The sequence below is a fragment of the Stappia sp. ES.058 genome, from assembly GCF_900105595.1.
GTDB lineage: Bacteria > Pseudomonadota > Alphaproteobacteria > Rhizobiales > Stappiaceae > Stappia.
In genome coordinates this window covers 60,655-80,689 of the sequence record NZ_LT629784.1, presented here as the reverse complement: position 1 = coordinate 80,689, position 20,035 = coordinate 60,655, and the positions used below count along the sequence as shown (strand labels likewise).

16 protein-coding genes are annotated in these 20,035 nt (G+C 64.3%); 11 read left to right on the top strand and 5 right to left on the bottom strand.

Going from position 1 to position 20,035, the window contains the following annotated elements; translation table 11 throughout:
• Window positions 1–20: 20 nt before the first annotated feature.
• Window positions 21–3,161: a bifunctional proline dehydrogenase/L-glutamate gamma-semialdehyde dehydrogenase PutA gene (gene putA / locus BLU32_RS00355; RefSeq protein WP_093804482.1), complete on the bottom strand. Its 3,141-nt coding sequence runs from the start codon at window positions 3,159–3,161 to the stop codon at window positions 21–23.
• 143 nt (window positions 3,162–3,304) lie between these two features.
• Between putA and BLU32_RS00350 the strand changes: the two genes are divergently transcribed.
• From BLU32_RS00350 to BLU32_RS00325, 6 genes are all read left to right on the top strand, one after another.
• The gene (locus BLU32_RS00350; RefSeq protein ID WP_093810368.1) at window positions 3,305–3,793 is read left to right on the top strand and encodes an Lrp/AsnC ligand binding domain-containing protein; all 489 of its coding nucleotides are present in this window, start codon (window positions 3,305–3,307) and stop codon (window positions 3,791–3,793) included.
• A gap of 101 nt (window positions 3,794–3,894) precedes the next feature.
• Window positions 3,895–5,133 (top strand): ABC transporter substrate-binding protein, encoded by a 1,239-nt coding sequence (locus BLU32_RS00345; protein ID WP_093804481.1) that lies wholly within the window; start codon window positions 3,895–3,897, stop codon window positions 5,131–5,133.
• A gap of 28 nt (window positions 5,134–5,161) precedes the next feature.
• A complete protein-coding gene (locus BLU32_RS00340; protein ID WP_093804480.1) occupies window positions 5,162–6,844 on the top strand; it encodes an ABC transporter permease in 1,683 nt (560 codons plus the stop codon).
• Window positions 6,845–6,858: 14 nt separating this feature from the next.
• A complete protein-coding gene (locus BLU32_RS00335) occupies window positions 6,859–7,512 on the top strand; it encodes an ATP-binding cassette domain-containing protein (RefSeq protein WP_197673667.1) in 654 nt (217 codons plus the stop codon).
• A gap of 208 nt (window positions 7,513–7,720) precedes the next feature.
• Window positions 7,721–7,984 carry a hypothetical protein gene (locus BLU32_RS00330; protein WP_093804478.1) on the top strand — a complete coding sequence of 88 codons (264 nt, stop codon included), beginning with the start codon at window positions 7,721–7,723 and terminating at the stop codon, window positions 7,982–7,984.
• 3 nt (window positions 7,985–7,987) lie between these two features.
• Window positions 7,988–8,947: an MvdC/MvdD family ATP grasp protein gene (locus tag BLU32_RS00325; protein ID WP_093804477.1), complete on the top strand. Its 960-nt coding sequence runs from the start codon at window positions 7,988–7,990 to the stop codon at window positions 8,945–8,947.
• 121 nt (window positions 8,948–9,068) lie between these two features.
• On the opposite strand, the gene bfr is transcribed toward BLU32_RS00325, so the two are convergent.
• Together bfr and BLU32_RS00315 are read right to left on the bottom strand one after the other, a co-directional pair.
• Window positions 9,069–9,554, bottom strand: a complete 486-nt coding sequence (bfr, locus tag BLU32_RS00320) for a bacterioferritin (RefSeq protein ID WP_093804476.1) — start codon at window positions 9,552–9,554, stop codon at window positions 9,069–9,071.
• Complete coding sequence (locus BLU32_RS00315; RefSeq protein WP_244501890.1) at window positions 9,544–9,771, bottom strand: bacterioferritin-associated ferredoxin; 228 nt, start codon at window positions 9,769–9,771, stop codon at window positions 9,544–9,546. The genes bfr and BLU32_RS00315 overlap by 11 nt, the downstream gene beginning before the upstream one ends.
• 134 nt (window positions 9,772–9,905) lie before the next feature.
• Between BLU32_RS00315 and BLU32_RS00310 the strand changes: the two genes are divergently transcribed.
• The 4 genes from BLU32_RS00310 to BLU32_RS00295 all read left to right on the top strand — a co-directional run bounded on the left by BLU32_RS00310 (window position 9,906) and on the right by BLU32_RS00295 (window position 17,352).
• A complete protein-coding gene (locus BLU32_RS00310; protein ID WP_093804474.1) occupies window positions 9,906–10,655 on the top strand; it encodes an SDR family NAD(P)-dependent oxidoreductase in 750 nt (249 codons plus the stop codon).
• A gap of 321 nt (window positions 10,656–10,976) precedes the next feature.
• A complete protein-coding gene (locus BLU32_RS00305) occupies window positions 10,977–12,653 on the top strand; it encodes a methyl-accepting chemotaxis protein (RefSeq protein ID WP_093804473.1) in 1,677 nt (558 codons plus the stop codon).
• Between the two features lie 325 nt (window positions 12,654–12,978).
• Entirely contained in the window at window positions 12,979–14,694 is a 1,716-nt protein-coding gene (locus tag BLU32_RS00300; RefSeq protein ID WP_093804472.1) for a methyl-accepting chemotaxis protein, read from the top strand.
• Window positions 14,695–14,916: 222 nt separating this feature from the next.
• On the top strand, window positions 14,917–17,352 hold the full coding sequence (locus tag BLU32_RS00295) for a methyl-accepting chemotaxis protein (protein ID WP_172838507.1): 2,436 nt from the start codon (window positions 14,917–14,919) through the stop codon (window positions 17,350–17,352).
• Between the two features lie 69 nt (window positions 17,353–17,421).
• Here the strand turns inward: BLU32_RS00295 and BLU32_RS00290 are convergent, their stop codons facing one another.
• Entirely contained in the window at window positions 17,422–17,907 is a 486-nt protein-coding gene (locus tag BLU32_RS00290; RefSeq protein WP_197673666.1) for an Lrp/AsnC family transcriptional regulator, read from the bottom strand.
• A gap of 189 nt (window positions 17,908–18,096) precedes the next feature.
• On the opposite strand from BLU32_RS00290, the gene BLU32_RS00285 reads away from it, so the two are divergent.
• Window positions 18,097–19,035 (top strand): nucleoside recognition domain-containing protein, encoded by a 939-nt coding sequence (locus BLU32_RS00285; protein ID WP_093804470.1) that lies wholly within the window; start codon window positions 18,097–18,099, stop codon window positions 19,033–19,035.
• Between the two features lie 103 nt (window positions 19,036–19,138).
• On the opposite strand, the gene BLU32_RS00280 is transcribed toward BLU32_RS00285, so the two are convergent.
• A complete protein-coding gene (locus tag BLU32_RS00280) occupies window positions 19,139–19,936 on the bottom strand; it encodes a xanthine dehydrogenase family protein subunit M (RefSeq protein WP_093804469.1) in 798 nt (265 codons plus the stop codon).
• Window positions 19,937–20,035: the final 99 nt, after the last annotated feature.

The window sequence follows — 20,035 nt, the reverse complement described above, 5'->3', positions numbered from 1 at the left end:
CACCTCTAACAAGAAATCCCTCAATCCTCCTCGGCCATGGCGATCAGGCTGGCGTTGCCGCCGGCGGCGGCCGTGTTGATCGAGACCACCTGCTCCAGCGCGAAACGCGGCAGATAGCCCGGCCCGCCGGCCTTGGGTCCCGTGCCGGAGAGGCCCGAGCCGCCGAAGGGCTGGGTGCCGACGACGGCGCCGATGGTGTTGCGGTTGACGTAGACATTGCCGACCGACAGCCGGTCGACCACCTGCGCCACCGTCGCGTCGATGCGCGAGTGCACGCCGAGCGTCAGCCCGTAGCCGGTCGCAGCGATGGTCTCCAGCATCTTCGGCAGATCAACAGCCTTGTAGCGCACCACATGCAGGATCGGGCCGAAGGTTTCCTTTTCCAGCGCGTCCGGCCTGTCGAGTTCCACGATATGCGGCGCGACCCAGGTGCCATCGGCATGGTCGCCCTCCGGCGTCGGGCCGGCATAGGTCACCTTCTGTTTCGCCCGCATCTCCTCGACATGCGCCATCAGCTTGTCGCGGGCCGCCGCATCGATCACCGGACCGATGTCGGTCGCGGGATCGGCCGGATCGCCCAGCGACATTTCCGCGGCCGCCCCTTTCAGCATGGTGAGCTGCTTGTCGGCGACATCCTCCTGCAGATACAGCAGCCGCAGCGCCGAGCAGCGCTGCCCGGCGGAGCGGAAGGCCGACATCATCACGTCGTCGCAGACCTGCTCGGGAAGCGCCGTCGCATCGACCAGCATGGCGTTGATGCCGCCGGTCTCCGCGATCAGCGGCACGATGGGACCGCGTTTTTCGGCCAAGGCCCTGTTGATCGCCCAGGCCGTCTCGGTCGAGCCGGTGAAGGCGACGCCGGCGACGCGCGGCTCCGCGACAATGGCCGCGCCCAGTTCGCGCCCGCCGGGTGCAAGCAGAAAGACATCCTCCGGCACGCCGGCCTCATAAAGAAGCTTCGCCGCCTCATGGGCGATGAGCGGCGTCTGGTCGGCGGGCTTGGCGATCACCGCGTTGCCGGCAAGAAGCGCCGCCGTCACCTGGCCGAGGAAGATGGCGAGCGGGAAGTTCCAGGGCGAAATGCAGACAAAGACGCCGCGCCCACGGAACCGATAGCGGTTTTCCTCGCCCGTCGGTCCGGGCATCAACACGCCCTCGCCGAAGAGCTTTTCCGCTTCGGCTGAATAGAAGCGGCAGAAATCGACGGCCTCACGCACTTCCGCCAGTCCGTCGGGCAGTGTCTTGCCCGCCTCGCGCGCCATCAGCGCCATCAGTTTCGCACTGTCGCGCTCCAGCAGATCGCCGACCTTTGCGAGTGCCCTGGCGCGCACATCGACCGGCGTGCGCGACCAGCTTGCAAAGCCCTTCTGGGCAACGTCGAACAGCTTTCCAACCTCCCCGGCCCCGGCCTCGCGAACGACACCGACCGGTGTGCCATCGACCGGCGACAACACGTCGCGCGTCGCGCCGGTCTTCGGCGCTCCGGGGTAGCGGGGGCGGGCCTCCTCGATCTTCGCGGGAGCGGCTGCGATCGCCTCGGTCAATGCGATGCGGTCGGCGGCATAGCCGAACTCCAGCCCCTTCGAGTTGTCGCGGCTTTCGCCATAGAGATCGCGCGGCAGCGGGATCTTCGGATTGCGCGCCTTGGTGCCGCCGGCCAGCACATCCTGCGGGCGGGCGAGCAGCCTGGAAATCGGCACGGCGGAATCGCCCACCGCCGACACGAAGGAGGAGTTGGCGCCGTTTTCCAGAAGACGGCGCACCAGATAGGCCAACAGATCGCGGTGACCGCCGACCGGCGCATAGATCCGGCACGGATGCCCGTCGCGTTCCGACACCGCCTTGAACAGGCTTTCGCCCATGCCATGCAGGCGCTGGAACTCGAAGCCCCCGTCGTTGCCGGCCATGGTGATCACCTGCGCCACCGACAAAGCGTTGTGGGTGGCGAACTGCGGATAAAGGCGCGGACGGGCGGCGAGCATCGCGCGGGCGCAGGCAAGATAAGAGAGATCGGTCGCCGCCTTGCGCGTGAAGACCGGAAAATCATCCAGTCCGCGTTCCTGCGCGCGCTTGATCTCCGTATCCCAATAGGCGCCCTTGACCAGCCGCACCATGAACTTGCGGTCGAGGCTCGTGGCGAGATCGATCACCCAGTTGACCGTTTCCAGTGCGCGCTTCTGATAGGCCTGAATGGCAAGGCCCAGTCCGTCCCAGCCGGCGAGCGAGGGATCGGCGGCAACGGCTGCGAAGATATCCAGCGAGATCTCCAGCCGGTCGGCCTCCTCCGCATCCACCGTGAAGTTGAGGTCGTGACGCTTGGCCGCCTGCGCCAGCTTCAGGAGACGCGGCGCGATCTCGTCGCGCGCGCGGGTGCCCTTGACGGCCTCGTAGCGCGGGTGCAGGGCGGAAAGCTTGACCGAAATGCCGGGCCGGTCCGGCAGGTCTTTCTTGCCGGCGCCCGCGCCAATCGCCTCGATGGCGTCGGCATAGGACTTGAAGTAGCGCTCCGCGTCGTCGGCGGTGCGTGCGCCCTCTCCCAGCATGTCGTAGGAATAGCGGTAACCCTTGGATTCCTGTGACTTCGCACGTGACAACGCCGCCTTGATGGTCTCGCCGAGCACGAACTGGTGTCCCAAGACCCGCATCGCCTGACGGGTTGCGGCGCGCACCGCCGGCATGCCCATGCGCTTGACCAGCGAGGCGAGGATCGTGTTCGGCTTTTCGCCCGGGTGAATGAGCTGCGAGGTGACGCCCAGCGCCCAGGACGACGCGGACACGAGCCAGGTGTCGGAAGGGCCGTGCTCGCTCTCGTTGAAGCGCGCGGCGGCAAGCTTGTCCTCGATCAGCTTGTCGGCGGTCTTGGCGTCCGGCACCCGCAACAGCGCCTCGGCCAGCACCATCAGCGCCAGGCCCTCGCGGGTCGAAAGCCCGTATTCGCGCAGGAAATCCTCCACGCCGCCAAGCCCGCCGATGGCGGAGCGGATCGTGTGGACGTAATCGGAGGCGATGTCATCGACGCGCGCCTCGCCACCCGTGTCGAAGCCGACATGCGCAACGAGTTCCCGCACGACCTTTTCATCTGCCGGGGCAAAGGCGGCGCGAAACGGCGAAAGCCCGGGGCCGGGCGATGCCACGGCTGCACGTTCGGCGGACTGGCTCATGCTCTTCTCCTGACGATGCTGCAACGGGTCCGGCGGCCACCGCGCGCGGCGCGCGCATCAGACCCACCTTCATTTTCGATAGTCTAACGCGTATTCCACCGATATTCTGATGGAAATCATCCAAGAATTCAGAGGAATTGCCGGTGAAACCGAATTCAACAGAGGAAACCGCATCGCTCGATCGCACCGACCGTCGTATCCTCGGCGTGCTGCAGGGCGACGGGCGCATCACGACAACGGATCTGGCGGCGCGGGTCAACCTGTCGCCGACGGCCACGGCAGAGCGGATGAAGCGGCTGGTGCGGGAGGGATACATCCTGCGCTTTTCCGCCGAACTCGATCCGGTGAAGCTTGGCCAGGGCCTGCTGATCTTCCTGCAGGTGAAGCTCGACCGCACGACGCCGGAGGTGTTCGACGCCTTCGCCCGCGCCGTGAAGCGCGTCCCGCAGGTGCTGGAATGCCACATGGTGGCCGGCGGGTTCGATTATCTGGTAAAGGCGCGGGTGTCCGACATGGCGTCCTACCGCAAGCTTCTGGCCGATGCCGTGCTCGACCTTCCCGGCGTGCGCGAAACCCACACCTACGCGGTGATGGAAGAGGTCAAGGACACCCATGTGCTGGCGCTCGACTGACGCATTGCAAAACCGCGCCGCGCTGACGCACCCGTCACGAAGCCGTGTCTTGACCCTCGCGGCAAGCTCTTGCACCTAAAGCAAAAAGGGAAGGACCGACCATGCATCGCCGTTTTCCGCAGGCACCGTTTCTGAAAACGGTTCTCGCCGTCGCCATCGCGCTGGTCGCAACTGCTCCGGGGCGGGCGCAATCGCCGGATCCGGCAAACTGGGACGCCGTGCTGGAGGCGGCGCACGGACAGACGGTGTATTTCCATGCCTGGGGCGGCGAGCCGCGCATCAACGCCTTCATCGACTGGGCGGGCGGGGTGCTGCAGGACCGCCACGGCGTGACGGTCGAACAGGTCAAGGTCAGCGATACCGCCAATGTCGTCAGTCGTATCGTCGCGGAAAAGGCGGCGGGCAAGGAGACGGGCGGCGCGGTCGATCTGGTGTGGATCAACGGCGAGAATTTCGTCTCACTGAAAAAGGCCGGCCTCTTGATGAGCCCCGGCTGGGCAACGAAGCTGCCGAACTGGCCGCTGGTCGACGTTGCGAACAAGCCGGCCGTGGTCACGGATTTCACCGAACCGACCGACGGACTGGAAAGCCCCTGGGGCATGGCCAAGCTCGTCTTCATGCATGACACCGCGACGCTTGCCGACCCGCCGAAAACGCTCGCCGCGTTAGCCGCCTATATCGCCGAAAATCCGGGCCGTTTCACCTACCCGCAGCCGCCGAATTTTCACGGCTCGACCTTCCTGAAGCAGGTTCTGGCGACAACGATCGACGATCCGGGAAAGCTCACCCGCCCGGTCGATCCCGAAACCTTCGAGGCCGACACCGCGCCGCTCTTCGCCTATCTCGACGTCCTGCACCCGAACATGTGGCGGCAAGGCCGGGCCTTTCCGCAGAATCAGCCGGCAATGCGCCAACTTCTGGGCGACGGCGAAGTGGACATCGCCTTCACCTTCAATCCCTCGGGCGCATCGGCGGCGATCGCCTCGGGAGAACTCCCCGACACGGTGCGCACCTTCGTGCTCGACGGCGGCACCATCGGCAACGCCCATTTCGTCGCCATTCCCTTCAATGCCTCCGCCAAGGCCGGCGCTCTGGTGCTTGCAAATTTCCTGATCTCGCCGGAAGCGCAGGCGCGCAAACAGGACCCGGATATCTGGGGCGACCCGACGGTGCTCGCCGTGGACCGGCTGGAGGCGGACGACAAGGAGCGCTTCTCGACGCTCGATCTCGGCATCGCGACGCTTGCCCCCGACGCGCTCGGCCCCGTGATCGACGAACCGCATGCAAGCTGGATGACGGAACTGGAACGCGCGTGGGCGAAACGCTACGCGGCTCGGTGACGATGCAAGAGCCCATGGCGGCGCATCCATGTTGAAGGCGGCGCCATTTGTCACGCTGGCCTTGATGCTTGGACCGGTGATCGCGGGGCTGGCGGGAACGCTGCTGCCGGCTTTCGGCTTCGTGCCGCCCCTCGGGGGCACGACAGTGTCGCTTGACCCGGCGCGCGCGCTCCTCTCTCAGCCGGGACTGGCCACCTCCGTTCTGCTCAGCCTGTTCACCGGGCTGGCAGCGACCCTTGGCGCCTTCACCCTCGTCATGCTGTTTACCGCCGCCTTCGAGGGCACGCGAATGTTTCGTGGGGTAAGGCTCCTGCTGTCGCCGCTTCTGTCCGTGCCGCATGCCGCCGCCGCCTTCGGCCTCGCCTTCCTGATCGCGCCCTCCGGCTGGGCGATGCGGCTCGTCTCGCCCTGGGCAAGCGGCATGACACGCCCCCCCGATGTGCTCGTCATCGGCGATCCTGCGGGGCTTGCGATGACCTTCGGGCTGATGGCGAAGGAGATCCCCTTTCTGTTCCTGATGGTGCTGGCGGCGCTCCCGCAGACGAAATCGCCGGCCGCGCGGCGCATCGCGACCGGCCTTGGATACGCGCCCGTCACCGGCTGGCTCAAGGTCGTTCTGCCCCGCGTCTATCCGCAAATCCGCCTGCCGGTCTTCGCGGTGCTCGCCTATGCCACGTCGGTCGTCGATGTGGCGCTGATCCTGGGACCGACGACGCCCGCCCCGCTTGCCGTGCGGCTGGTCGCATGGATGAACGATCCGGACCTCTCCTTTCGGTTCATGGCGTCTGCCGGTGCGCTCTTGCAACTCGTCATCAGCCTGTCCGCAATCGCTCTTTGGATAGCAGGCGAACAGCTTGCAAAAGTCGCCGGACGACGCTGGATCGCCGCCGGACGACGCACCCTCGCCGACAGATCGCTCGCGGTTCTTGCCGCGGCGGCAATGGTCACGCTTGTCGGCGCCCTGCTCTGCGGGCTTTGCGTCCTGGGCCTGTGGTCCTTCGCGGGGCCGTGGCGGTTCCCCGATGCGCTTCCGGCACATCTGTCGCTGCAAAACTGGATGTTGCATCTTGGCGGAGTGCTCGAAGCCGTCGGCGTGACGCTTGCCGTCGCGCTGCCGGTAACCGCGCTTGCCGTTGTCCTCGCGCTTGCCTGTCTGGAAGGCGAGACCCGCAGGGGCCGGGCGCTTCGGCACCGGACGCTGCCGCTTCTCTATGTACCGCTGATCGTGCCGCAAATCGCCTTTCTCTTCGGCCTGCAGGTCCTGTTCCTCGTCTGCGGGCTGCACGATACGCTGGGCGCGGTGGCACTTGCCCATCTCGTCTTCGTGCTTCCCTATGTGTTTCTGGCGCTCTCCGATCCGTGGCGTGCCGCCGATCCGCGCTACGGCCATATCGCCACCGCGCTCGGGGCCGCGCCCGACCGCGTGTTCTGGCGCGTGCGCCTGCCGCTCGCCCTTCGCGCAACCGCAACGGCGGCGGCCCTCGGGATCGCAGTCTCTGTTGCGCAATATCTGCCAACGCTGCTGATCGGCGGCGGACGGATCGCCAGCGTGACGACGGAAGCGGTCGCGCTGGCGGCGGGCGGCAACCGCAGGCTTATCGCCATCTACGCGCTGCTGCAGATGGCGCTGCCGTTTCTGGCCTTCGCGCTGGCCGCACTGGTGCCTGGTGTCGCCTTTCGCGCCCGCCGGGACCTTCAGCCCTCGATATGACGGACGCATCGACAATGCCCGCAACACCTGCCCACGGCCTGCGTTTCGACGATGTCAGGATCACCCGCGCCGGACAGCCGCTGATTGCGCTGGATGCAGAGGTGCGCCCCGGCGAGGTCCTCACGGTGATGGGACCGTCAGGGGTCGGCAAATCAACCCTGCTTGCGTATGCGGCCGGCTTTCTCGATCCGGTGTTTTCGGCGACAGGTGCCGTTCTGGTCGATGGCACGGATGTCACCCGGCTTGCCGCGCATGAGCGCCACATGGGTCTTTTGTTCCAGGATGCGTTGCTGTTTCCGCATCTCTCCGTCGGCGAAAATCTGGCCTTCGCGCTGCCGCCGCGCTTGCGCGGCCGCGCCACGCGCAGGGCTGCCATCGCCGATGCGCTCGAGGAGGTCGGACTATCCGGACTCGAGGACCGCGACCCGGCCACGCTCTCCGGCGGCCAGAAAGCGCGCGTCGCCTTGATGCGGGTGCTGGTCAGCGCGCCGCGTGCGCTCCTTCTCGACGAGCCCTTCTCCAGGCTCGACATGGCGCTGAGGGGGCAGATCCGCGACCTGGTGTTCGACATGGCCCGCGCCCGCGGCCTTCCGGTGCTGCTTGTCACGCACGATGAGGCGGACGCAGCCGCCGCCGACGGCGCAGTCGTCACGCTTAACGCGCAATAGCCGCGAGCCGGGGACTTTTTAGGAAGGCCGCGGGCACGGCACCGCGAAAACAGCTAAAAATTATTCAGATCAATAAGTTGAACGATTTCGCGAAGTTTTCGGGGTCATCGCATGGAGCCGACCAACCCGTATTGATTGCAAGAATTGCATAGGGTATACTTGCCCTAGAGTTTTTGATGATATTTTGTATTACAGAAAGGTTTTCCAGATGAGACCCTTTGCATTCTCGCATGATTCTTCCGCCGATCCGATTGTTCGCGATGTCGAGCACCGGGACGGCCTTCTTGCCGGCGATACCGCGTTTTTCAAAGCGCGCGGCATAGATCTCGACGCCTACAGATCGCAGACCGCCGCGATCGACGACACACGAACCAGCTATGAAAAGAGCACGGCGACGCCGAAAGGCAATCCCAGCCCGTACGATTCAGATCTCGACGGCCATACGAAGCTCGACCATCCCGACAAAGAATAAGTCGTGAGCCACGGTCATGCGATTATCATCGCGTCGGAAGACGATCTGCATGCGCGTGTTGTTGCATGGGAGCTGTCCAACCGGAACGTCGCATCGACGACCATAAACCTTGAGGACCTGCCGGCGTCTCTTGCCCTGTCCCACGCCCTTGGTGGCGGGACGGACGGTGGATACCATCTGTCGCTTCCCGACGGGAGGAGCCTGACCGCAGACCAGGTTAGCGGTATATGGTGGCGCCGGACGCACCCTTTTCGTGTTCCCGACGGCGTCGAAGACAAGGATGAGCGACGGTTTTGCTACCGGGAGACCCAGGTTCTCCTGGACGGCTGGATGCACGCCCTCGGCCGCAAGCTCGTGAACCCTTTCGCGGTGGAGATGATTTGCCGCAACAAGCCGTATCAGCTGATGATGGCCGAACAGGCGGGGCTCAAGGTGCCTGCGACCCTGATTTCCAACGACCCGGACGAGGTGCGATCATTTTACGAAGATCACAATGGCGCGGTGATCTTCAAGACTCTGAGCAACAATCCGGGGATGGAAACGCCGTTTACCCGCAAGCTCACCCCACAAGGTCTTTCAAAGCTCGAAACGCTCAGGTGCAGTCCGGTTCAGTTTCAGAAAAAAATAACCGGCGGCAGCGATATCCGGATCACGGTGGTCGATGAGCGGGCATTCGCCGCCGAGATTGCCGTGAGCGCGCCGCAGGCGGCCGTGGACTGGCGTATCGACCCCAATTCGCGGACCCTCCCTCACATCCTGCCGAAGGATTTCGAGGCCGACTTGATCGCGTTTCATCGAAAACTCGGTCTGCGCTACGGTGCCTATGATTTCCGCACCGACGCGCAGGGGACCTACTGGTTCCTCGAGGTCAACACGGGCGGACAGTACCTGTGGCTTGAAACGGAGGCAGGCCTTCCGATCAGCGCTGCGCTGGCCGACGCGTTGATCGCGGACCCCGCGTAGCATCCATGCCGACGCAGGCTGACCGACGCGACGGACCACCTCAACGAGAGCGGCGTCGCCCGAAATCGATCCTCGCCCCAGATCCGCACCGACAAAGGAGCCCCCTTTTCCCGGGCTCGCGTCAGGCAGTCTCTCCGGCGGGCGCCGCCTGCAGCAGGCCGTAGCGCTCGATGCCGATCTGCTCGATCAGTTGCAGCTGGGTTTCCAGATAATCGATGTGATCCTCCTCGTCGCCGAGCAGTTCCTCAAACAGGCGCAGGGTCACATAGTCGGAAGCCGTCTTGCAGATCTCGCGGGCCTCGCGATAGAGCGCGCGAGCGGAATACTCGCCGGCGAGATCGGCCTCCATCACCTCCTTCAGCGACTGGCCTATGCGCAAGGGATCGAGGCTTTGCATGTTGGGAAAGCCCTCCAGGAACAGGATCCGCTCCACCAGTTTGTCGGCGTGCTGCATCTCCTCGATGGATTCCGCGCGCTCCTTGGCGGCGAGCCTTGCATAGCCCCAGTCCTCCACGAGGCGGTAATGCAACCAGTATTGATTGACCGCCGTCAGTTCGTGACGCAGCGCCTTGTTCAGATAGTCGATGACTTTGACGTCACCCTTCATCGGAGCTCTCCCTCTTCGCGCCCGGAACCATGCGGTCCTCCGGCGCTTCCTCATGGATGATGGGTATGATCGAACTGAAGCAACCGCCACAGCGCGGGCGTTTGCCAAGCGCGCGAAACACGGCGCCGGGCGTGGCTATCACACCATTGGGACCACTTTGGAGCTCGCGCGCGGCGCGACGCAACTCCTTGTCGGTCAATACATTGCAGGAACACACAATCACGCCGGTTTCCGTCCGTCTAAGGCTTGGGCCGGTTTTCCCTCGTCAAGCGCACCGTCCCAGCCTACATATGGAAGGTGGACGCGGGATGCAAATGCCACCCGTACCGCCGAACCTGAAAGGCTCCCGCCATGACTTCGCCAACCGACCGCAAGACGCTCGTCCTCACCGGCGCGAGCCGGGGGATCGGTCACGCCACGGTGAAGCGCTTCTCCGCCGAGGGCTGGCGTGTCATCACCTGTTCCCGGCATGCGTTTTCCGACAAGTGTCCGTGGCCGTCGGGCCCGGAAGATCACATCCAGGTCGATCTGTCCGACCCTGAAAACCTGGGTGTGGCGGTGGCGGAAATCCAGAAACGACTGGTCGACGGCGGGTCGCGGTTGCATGCTCTGGTCAACAACGCCGGGACCAGCCCCAAGGAACCCGATGGCAGCCGGATGAATTCTCTCTCGACCCCGATGCACGCCTGGCGCACGGTGTTCCAGGTGAATTTCTTCGCCCCGATCCTGCTGGCGCGAGGGCTCTTCAAGGAGCTGTCGGCCGCGAAGGGCGCTGTCGTCAACGTAACCTCCATCGCCGGTATCCGCGTCCATCCCTTCGCCGGCACGGCCTATGCAACGTCCAAGGCCGCGCTCGCCAGCCTGACACGCGAAATGGCGGCCGACTTCGGGCCGCACGGCATCCGGGTCAATGCCATCTCGCCGGGCGAGATCGATACCGCGATCCTGTCGCCGGGAACCGAGGACATGATCGGCGACATTGCCCTGCGCCGGCTCGGCCTGCCGCAAGAAGTCGCCGAGACGATCTTCTTTCTCTGCTCCAGCCAGTCATCCTATGTCACGGGAGCGGAAGTGCATGTGAATGGCGGCCAGCACGTTTGAGCGCTCCGGTTGCGACGCGGTGGCGGCCCCAATGTTTCGCAAAATGCAGCGGGAATTCGATGCGGCCGGAAAAGACGCCGGACGCGCGGATTTTGAAACCTGTGCGTTTATCAGGCAGTCAAGAACACCCTATTGATTGCATAAGCACGATTATTGAAGGCAATTCCCACCCGTCTTGCCCAAATTTAGGAAATAATTACAGGTTTGAGTGTCCTCCTGAGCTCAGACGACCGCGGCACGGGGGTGCAACGGTCAGCCCCTGTTTCACGGGAATGGCGTCCTGTTGTCGCCGCCCGGCCCAGCAAGCTTCAGGAAGTCCCCATGAACTTGAAAATCGGACACCGGCTCGGTGCACTTGTTCTGCTCTTCACTTTAGGCGTCGCCGCGCTTCTCGCTATCCAGGTGTCGGGCTACCACACCCGTCTCGTGGAAGACCGCAAGGCCGAACTCACCCATATCGTGCAAGCCGCCACCTCGATGGTCGCCCGCGAATACGCCCTTGCCCAGTCCGGCGACAAGACCGAGGAACAGGCCAAGCTGGACGCTGCTGAGATGCTGCGGGCGCTGCGCTATGGCGGCGAAGAGTATTTCTGGGTCAACGACATGCAGCACATCATGCTGATGCATCCGTTCGCGCCCCAATTGGTCGGCAAGAACCTCGAAACCCTCAAGGACAAGAACGGCACGCAGTTCTTTGCGGAATTCGTCAAGCTTGCCAAGACCGAAGGATCCGGTCTGGTCGAATATTACTGGCCGAAGCCGGGATCGGAAGAGCCGGTTCTCAAGTATTCCTACATCCAGGGATTCGAACCCTGGGGCTGGGTGATCGGGACGGGCGTCTATGTCGACGACCTGGACGCCATCTTCTATTCCGAGCTTCTGCGCCTGTCGGGAATCGTGTTGGTCATTCTCGCCCTGTGCGGCGGCATCTGCATGCTGCTGGTGCGCTCCATCACGAAACCGATCAATGCTCTTGGAGCCCGGATGCGGTCCCTGCGCGACGGCAACACCGAGAGCGAGGTTCCCGGCGTCGAGCGTGGCGACGAGATCGGCGACATGGCCCAGGCGCTGGAAGCTTTCCGCGAGGCCGCCATCGAGCGCGAGGAACTGAGCGCGAACCAGTCGCGCACCCAGGCGACCGAAATCGAGCGTCAGAAGCGCATCGATGACATGATCGGCGACTTCCGCGTCGTGATCGCGGATCTTCTCAACGAAGCGGAGCAGACAAACGCGACGTTCGGCAGCTCCGCCGAAATGCTCTCGCAATCCGCGGCAGCAAGCGCCGAACGCACCACGAGCGCCTCCAACACATCGCAAAACGCCTCCGAAAACGTCCAGTCAGTGGCAAGCGCGGCGGAAGAGCTCGCAGCCTCGATTTCCGAGATCTCGCGTCAGGTGGGACAGACCACCCAGGTCGTCACCGACGCCACCGTGAATGCACAGGATGCCAATGCCAAGGTGGCGGGTCTCGCCAATGCGGCAAACAAGATCGGCGAAGTCGTGACGCTCATCCAGGCGATCGCCGAGCAGACCAATCTTCTGGCGCTGAACGCCACCATCGAGGCGGCGCGCGCCGGCGAGGCCGGCAAGGGGTTCGCGGTCGTGGCCGCAGAGGTCAAGGAACTGGCCACCCAGACCTCCAAGGCGACCGAGGAGATCGGGGCCCAGATCGGTGCGATCCAGGGGTCGACCGGCGAAGCCGTCGACGTGATCGGCATTATCGCACGCACTATGGAGGACGTGAACGGCTATACGGCCGCCATCGCCGCAGCGGTCGAGCAACAGGGCTCGGCAACGGGAGAGATCTCGCGCAACGTGCAGCATGCGGCGGAAGGCACGCGTGCCGTTGCCGTCGACCTTGACGGGCTCCTGTCGACTGCACGGCAGTCGACAGAAAGCGCCAACGATGTCCTGGAGGCCTCGCGAAAGGTCACCCACACATCGAACCGGCTGAAGAGCGAGTTCGAGGCGTTTCTCGACAAGGTCGCGGCGGCCTGACCCACGAAACATCCTGTCATGTCATGAAAAGCGCGCCCCGATCGGGGCGCGCTTTTTTGTGCCGCCAGTGGTTCGATTCCGACATTTACCTCCCCTTGCAGCACCGCCGCAGCAAATGTCGGAATCAAGAAAACCACTAGGTAAATATATGATTTTAGTGGAGCTTTTGAATCTGACATTTGATCAGGAGCCTCGCTGCAAACGGGACACAAATGTCAAATTCGCTCCACTAGGTAAGATGTATAAGAGGGAGTTTACCTATTGTAGATAGCATTTGCTTTCCGAACAGGAAACGAAATCGCTAGATCTTTAGGGGACTGCCGCCATGGCCTTGCTTTCACGTCTCAATCTGGTTTCCATCGTCTCTCTTGCAGCTGCGGTCATGATCATTCTCGCACTTGGAACAGTCGGGGCGGTGATGAACTTCGTTCTTTCCGATCGCATTCAGGAGGAAGCCGTTTCCCGGCAGAACACCAGCCTGCGGGTCGCGGCAACCGAGGTCGAACGCGACATGCCGGGCACCGAGGTCACCTGGGCACAGGACGGAAACGTGTCACGCGTGGTGATGGAGAACATTCCCGACGAGATCACCGATCACGGCATGATCGACAAGATCGGACGAATGACCGGCGAGACCGCCACCGTCTTCAAGTGGGATCCCGAGACACGGGATTTCTGGCGCAAGACCACCAACATCATCAAGCCGGACGGCTCGCGAGCCGTCGGCACGAAGCTTGGCCAGACCGGCGCCGTCTACCCGGTCGTCACCAAGGGCGAGACCTTCCGCGGCGAGGCCGTGATCCTGGGAACGCCCTATTTCACCATCTATGCGCCGATCTATTCTCCCGCCGGCGACATCACCGGCATTCTCTACGCCGGTGTGCGCAAGGCCCAGATCACCGCCTTGATGGACACTGTCACCGTCAAGCTTCTGATCGCCTTTGTTCCGATCCTTCTGGTGGCGGTCGCCGGCATGGCGCTTCTGGCACGCCGCCTGCTGCGCCCGATCCCGCAGATCGCGGCCGTCGCCCGCGATCTCGCCGACGGCAATCTCGACGCGGAGATCCCCTTCACCGGGCGCAGCGACGAAATCGGAGCGCTTGCCAAGGCCGTCGCCGTTTTCAAGCAACGCGCGATCGAGCGGGAGGATCTGACTTCGGAACGCGACGCTTCGCAAAACCGGACCCGGGCCCGCCAGGCGCGGACCGACGAGCTGATTTCGGGTTTCCGGGGCACGGTTCAGCATCTGATCGGCGCGGTGGGGGAGACGGCGCAGGGTCTGGACCAGACGGCGCGCGAACTGAGCGCCTCGGCGCAGGACAGCGCGGCGCGGGCGGGTGAAACGGCCGATGCAAGCTCGGCGGCGACCGACAGCGTGCAGACGGTGGCGAGTGCGGCGGAGGAACTTTCCGCCTCCATCGCCGAGATCTCGCGCCAGGTCGGCCAGACCACCCAGGTCGTCTCCCAGGCGACGGAGGGGACGCATGCGACCAACGAGAAGATCGCGGGGCTCGCCCAGGCCGCCAGCAAGATCGGCGAGGTGGTCAAGCTGATCACCGACATCGCCGAACAGACCAACCTCTTGGCGCTGAACGCCACCATCGAGGCGGCGCGCGCCGGCGAGGCCGGCAAGGGCTTTGCGGTCGTGGCGGCCGAGGTGAAGGAACTGGCGACGCAGACCTCCAAGGCGACCGAGGAGATCAGCGCGCAGATCGGCGCGATCCAGGGCTCGACCGGCGAGGCCGTCTCGGCCATCGGCGAGATCGCCCAGATCATGCAGGAAGTGAACGGCTACACCTCCTCCATCGCCAGCGCGGTGGAGCAGCAGGGGGCGGCGACCAGCGACATCTCGCGCTCGGTGCAGCAGGCCGCACAGGGAACGGGCGCGGTGACGAGCAACATGGCGCAACTGGCGACGACGGTGGAAAGCACCAGCGCCGCCGCCGACAATGTGCTCTCCGCCTCCGGCGCCATGTCGCAGAACACCGATGCGCTGCGCGAGGAGATCGACCGCTTCCTCAACGACGTGGCCGCTGCCTGACGACGGCCCGCACAACAGCGACAGACCAGACAGCAACGGCGGGACACGGGTCCCGCCGTTTTGGTTTGAGCTGCCGTCGCGGCACTGACATTTTTGCAAAAAAATACTCCCGAATGCGAGAATCGTCAAAGTTGCCAATAGTCAAAACCACCCGTCGCTTTACCTAAGATTCACATACAGCCGGCTAGGGTGCCTCCAATGCACTGATGTTGGAGGATGGGGATGCCCCGGCTACTCGGAATTATTGGAAACCTTGGATTTGCTGCCAAGATCGGCGGCGGCTTCGCGGTTGTTTTGCTGCTCACGGCCATAGTCGGTGGCGTCGGCGCGCTTACGATCGGAAGCCTGACCGACCAGATGAAGACGTCCGAGGTTGCCGCGGAGGTAATGGACGGACTTCAGGATGCGTCGGCCTCGAGAGAGGCCTTTCTGCGGACGCGTGACCCGAAGACTGCGGCCAAGACTATGGAACTCGTTGCCGCACTGGATGGCAAGCTTCAAAGCTTGCGCACTTCCGTGGCCGAGCATCCCGATGCGGCCAGGGAGGTCGACGCTGCCCTGCAGTCCGTTTCGGTACTGGAGACAGACTTCGCAACGGTGGGCAACGAGATCGAGAACCAGAAGCAGTTGCTCGCTGAGCTCACCGCGTCGGTGACAAAGCTGGGCAGTCTGGCGAACATGATCAATGCCGAGATGCAGGGCGAGCGCCGCGACGCCAAGCGTGAGGCCGTGCGCATGTCCGCGACCCGGCGCAAGGTCGATGAAATCGGCCAGGTGGTAACCTCCGTGCGCGAATCCGCGCTGCGGGTTCAGTATCTCTTCCTGCTGTCGACAACGTCGACAGCGAGCAACGTGATGGACGATACGCTCTCCGAAGCGGCCATCCTCGTATCGAACGCTCGCGCCCTCACGAATTCCAGTGTCGACGGGATCGACCAGGACGTTATCGAGACACTGGCGACGGAAGCCGGCGGGCTGGAAACGGCGCTTGCGACACTCAAGGAAACAAGCTCCTTTTCCGAAGTCCATCAGCTTCGCCGCGATATCAAGGATGCGCTCGCCAGCATCACCAAGCTCACGTCCAACGTACAGATCTCGGCACGCATTGCCGCCGCACAGGTGCAAAAGACCGCACAGGCCAGTTCCATCGAGCAGATCAAGGTCGATCTGGTCTCCGGTTATGGCGGAGAGCTTGCCGAACAGTCGATCAAGGTCAAGGCGTCAACGCTGGGACTGATTTCGGGCCTCGGACAGGCAACGGCAGACCAGGTCCAGAGCGAACTCGGCGAACTGTCGCGGGTCGCAAGCATGATCAATTCCGCGGCCTCCAAGTTTCCGGAAGTCGCGAAACTGGTCGAGCAGATCCAGGCAGAGATCTCATCCTATCGCGCGGCCTTCGATTCCATGCTCGCAAGCATGGAATCGGTTCAGGCGATGACAAGCGAGCTTGGCGTCGTCGCAAACGAGATGCAAGAGCAGGTCTCGGGCGCCGCGGCCCGCCAGGCCCGGGAGGCAGCCGCCTCCGGCACGGCGAGCTTCTGGACCATCACCGTCACTCTTGCAATCGTTGCCGGCCTCGGTGTGCTGGTCGCTGTCGTCCTGTCGCTCGCCATCACCCGACCGACCCGTCGCCTGAACGCGATCATGGGTCAGTTGGCCGAGGGCGATACCGATGTGGAGATCAATGGAACAGAGCGTGGCGACGAGATCGGCGCCATGAGCCGCACTCTGGAGGTGTTCCGCGACAATGCCCGCGAACGCGCCCGCATGAGGGCGGAACAGGAACGCGAACAGGAAGCCGCGACCGAGCGCCAGACGCGCGTCGACACGCTGATCGCGGATTTCCGGACCCAGGTGCAGGAGCTTCTTACCTCCGTCGGCGACACGGCCTCGGGCATGGAAGCCACGGCCCGCGACCTGACGCGAATCGCAGGTGAAAGTGCCGGGCGCGCCGAAGACACCAGTCACGCCAGCGGCACCGCAACGCAGAATGTGGAAAGCGTGGCGACAGCGGCGGAAGAGCTTGCCGCCTCCATCGCGGAGATCTCGCGTCAGGTCGGCCAGACGACGCAGGTCGTCGGTGAAGCCACCGAAGGCACAAGGCGCACCAATGAAAAGGTCGCGGGTCTTGCCGAGGCCGCCAACAAGATCGGCGAAGTCGTGACGCTGATCCAGGCGATCGCCGAGCAGACCAATCTTCTGGCGCTGAACGCCACCATCGAGGCTGCGCGCGCCGGCGAGGCCGGCAAGGGCTTCGCCGTCGTGGCGGCGGAAGTCAAGGAACTGGCCACCCAGACCTCCAAGGCGACCGAGGAGATCGGGGCCCAGATCGGTGCGATCCAGGGGTCGACCAGGGAGGCTGTGGAGGCGATCGAAGCCATCACGGCAACCATGCAGGAGGTCGACAATTACACCTCCGCCATTGCCGCTGCGGTGGAACAGCAAGGTGCCGCGACCAACGAGATCTCGCGCAATGTCCAGAATGCGGCCACCGGCACCACATCGGTCTCCGCCAACATGGGCGAATTGTCGAACGCGGTGGCTGAAACCAACGCCTCGGCGGACATGGTGCTGGTCGCCTCCAGCGACGTCGGCGACAAGACCCGCGACCTGCGCGGACAGATCGACCGCTTCCTGAACGATGTCGCGGCGGCCTGACGATACATCACCGCCAACGCGGTCCAAAAGAAAACGGCCCGGGCCCCGTGCCCGGGCCGTTTTCGCATGTCAGGATACGGGCTGCGGCCTGGACATCGCCGGAACGAGCGGCTCCTGCTTCACGGTTCCCATGATGAAATGGGTGGTGAAGGCCGCGACATTGGGATCGTCATCGAACAGGCGCCCGGTCAGCGCGTTGAAGGCAGCCATGTCAGCGACATCGACCTGAAGCACCGCACTCACGTCCCCCGATACGCTGTAGGCCATCGAGACGGCCGGCTCCTCGCGCAGCTTGCGGTGGAAGGCCGCCCGATACTCCGGCGCATGACGCAGGAAGGATACGGTGACGATCGCCGAAAGGTCGTTGCCGAACGCGCGCGCGTCGACGAGCGCCACGACTTGGCGCACGAGGCCGGCCTGTTTCAGCCGCTTCACACGGCGCAGGCAGGCAGACGCGGAAAGGCCGACACGCTCGGCCAGCCGCGCATTGCCGATGTCGGCATCGCGTCGCAACTCGCTCAAGAGCTGTGTGTCGATACGGTCTGTTTCAATCATGTGCCCAAAAATTGCCTTTCGCGTCAAAGAACGCAAGATCCGCGCGTCAGGGTAGCGCAGAACGCCGGCAGCGCGCGCATGACCCGGTATAGCTTGCAACGGTCACCCATGCTACGCGGTCACGCGCATCGCGGCGGCCGGTTGCAATCCCCGTTGCCGCCGCCTCTTCCAAGACAAGGCCCCCGGTTCATGCCTGCCTACCTGCACTCCCTCGCCCGTCGCTGCCTTGGCACCTTCTTCATGCTGGCGAAGATCATGCTGCCGGTCATGCTGCTCGTGCGCCTTGGGGATCTCTACGGCCTGACCGACGCACTTGGTCGCGCGATTGCGCCCGCAATGGGCCTGGTCGACCTGCCGGCCGAGGCCGGACTGATCTGGGCAATCACCCTTCTCACCGGCCTTTATGGCGGGGTCGGCGCCTTCGTCTCGCTGCAATCCGACATGCAGCTCAGCGTCGCGCAGGTCAGCATCTTGGCCTCGCTGATGCTGTTTGCCCACGCCTTGCCGGTCGAACAGGCGATCGTGCGCCGCGCCGGTGCCAGCCTTCTCGCCACCACGGCGCTGCGGCTCGGGGTCGGCTTCGCCTATGCCGCCTTTGCCGCCTGGGTGTGCCGCACGACCGGCGCCCTGTCGGAGGTCGTGATGCCGGACTGGTTGCCCACGGGCGTTGCCACCGCAAACTGGAGCGACTGGGCAAGCGCCACCGCACAGTCGCTGCTAAGCATGCTGGCGATCATCGTCGCGCTGTTCCTGCTGCTCGATGTCCTGAAGGCGCTCAAGGTGATCGCCTGGCTGACCCGTGCACTCAACCCGGGCCTGCGGTTCCTCGGGCTCAATCCGGATCTGGCGCCGCTGACCACCATCGGCCTGCTGCTTGGCCTGTCCTATGGCGGCGGGTTGATCATTCAGGAAACCATGGTCCGCACCTACGACCGGCGCGACCTGTTTCTGGCGCTGAGCTGCCTGTCGCTCTGCCATTCGGTCATCGAGGACACGGCGATCATGCTGGCGGTGGGCGCGGACGTCTGGATCGTCCTCGTCGGCCGCGTCGCGGCGACCGTCCTTGTCATTGCGGTTCTGGCCCGCCTTTTGCGCCGCAACCGCGCCCATGTCCCCGCCGGAACCTGAGCGTCGCCGTTTCCCTCTCCCAGCCACGAAAAAGCCCGGGCGAAAGGCCCGGGCCGTTTCTTCGTCACACCGCGGTCGTTGCGGCGGAGACCGTTCAAACGCGTCAGCCGCAGGCGGCGACCGCGCGTTTTGCCATCACCGTGATCAGGTTGGCGCGATACTCCGCCGACCCGTGAATGTCGGTCAGCAAAAGGTCCGGATCGGTGGTCACACCCGCAATTGCGTCCGGTGAAAAATTCTGCGCCAACGCATCCTCAAGGGCTGCATGACGAAACACACCGCCCTGCCCGGCGCCCGTAACGGCAACCCGCACTCCGCCATCGGTCTTCGCAACGAAGACGCCGGCCATCGCATAGCGCGAGGCCGGGTTCGGATATTTGGAATAGGCGCAGGCGGAAGCCTTGGGGAATTCCACCGCCGTCACGATCTCGCCCTCGTCCAGCGCGGTCTCGAACATGCCGGTGAAGAAGTCCTCGGCCGATATCTGCCGGTTGTTGGTGTGGATCGTCGCGCCCAGCGCCAGCGCCGCGGACGGATAGTCCGCCGCCGGATCGTTGTTGGCGAGCGACCCGCCGATCGTGCCCATGTGGCGCACATGGGGATCTCCGATATGGCCGGCAAGGGCGGCAAGGCCCGGCAGCATGCGTTTGACGATATCGGAGCCGGCAACCTCCGCATGAGTGGTCGCAGCCCCGATGCGCAGGCCGCCACCGGTCTCGGCGATGCCCTTCATGTCGTCGATGTGGGTCACGTCGATCACGTCGGAGGGCGCGGCAAGCCGCTGTTTCATTGTCGGAAGCAGGGTCTGGCCGCCGGCCAGCACCTTGGCGTCCTCGACGCCGCTCAGCTTGGCGGCGGCATCGGCGACACTTGTCGCGCGGTGATAATTTGTTTCATACATCCTGGGTTTCTCCTCACCCGTCTTGTCCAGTCAGGCCGGCGCCAGTGTCCGGCGCGCCCGCTCGTCGTTGGGCCGCACCCCGGGCAATCGTCCGGAGCG

What these genes read in the sequence shown, in the direction of transcription:
- BLU32_RS00295 (WP_172838507.1), top strand. Translation starts at nt 14,917, where the DNA reads ATGCCCCGGCTACTCGGAATTATTGGAAACCTTGGATTTGCTGCCAAG.
- BLU32_RS00335 (WP_197673667.1), top strand. Translation starts at nt 6,859, where the DNA reads ATGCCCGCAACACCTGCCCACGGCCTGCGTTTCGACGATGTCAGGATC.
- BLU32_RS00310 (WP_093804474.1), top strand. Translation starts at nt 9,906, where the DNA reads ATGACTTCGCCAACCGACCGCAAGACGCTCGTCCTCACCGGCGCGAGC.
- BLU32_RS00330 (WP_093804478.1), top strand. Translation starts at nt 7,721, where the DNA reads ATGAGACCCTTTGCATTCTCGCATGATTCTTCCGCCGATCCGATTGTT.
- BLU32_RS00285 (WP_093804470.1), top strand. Translation starts at nt 18,097, where the DNA reads ATGCCTGCCTACCTGCACTCCCTCGCCCGTCGCTGCCTTGGCACCTTC.
- BLU32_RS00305 (WP_093804473.1), top strand. Translation starts at nt 10,977, where the DNA reads ATGAACTTGAAAATCGGACACCGGCTCGGTGCACTTGTTCTGCTCTTC.
- BLU32_RS00280 (WP_093804469.1), bottom strand. Translation starts at nt 19,936, where the DNA reads ATGTATGAAACAAATTATCACCGCGCGACAAGTGTCGCCGATGCCGCC.
- putA (WP_093804482.1), bottom strand. Translation starts at nt 3,161, where the DNA reads ATGAGCCAGTCCGCCGAACGTGCAGCCGTGGCATCGCCCGGCCCCGGG.
- bfr (WP_093804476.1), bottom strand. Translation starts at nt 9,554, where the DNA reads ATGAAGGGTGACGTCAAAGTCATCGACTATCTGAACAAGGCGCTGCGT.
- BLU32_RS00345 (WP_093804481.1), top strand. Translation starts at nt 3,895, where the DNA reads ATGCATCGCCGTTTTCCGCAGGCACCGTTTCTGAAAACGGTTCTCGCC.
- BLU32_RS00290 (WP_197673666.1), bottom strand. Translation starts at nt 17,907, where the DNA reads ATGATTGAAACAGACCGTATCGACACACAGCTCTTGAGCGAGTTGCGA.
- BLU32_RS00340 (WP_093804480.1), top strand. Translation starts at nt 5,162, where the DNA reads ATGTTGAAGGCGGCGCCATTTGTCACGCTGGCCTTGATGCTTGGACCG.
- BLU32_RS00300 (WP_093804472.1), top strand. Translation starts at nt 12,979, where the DNA reads ATGGCCTTGCTTTCACGTCTCAATCTGGTTTCCATCGTCTCTCTTGCA.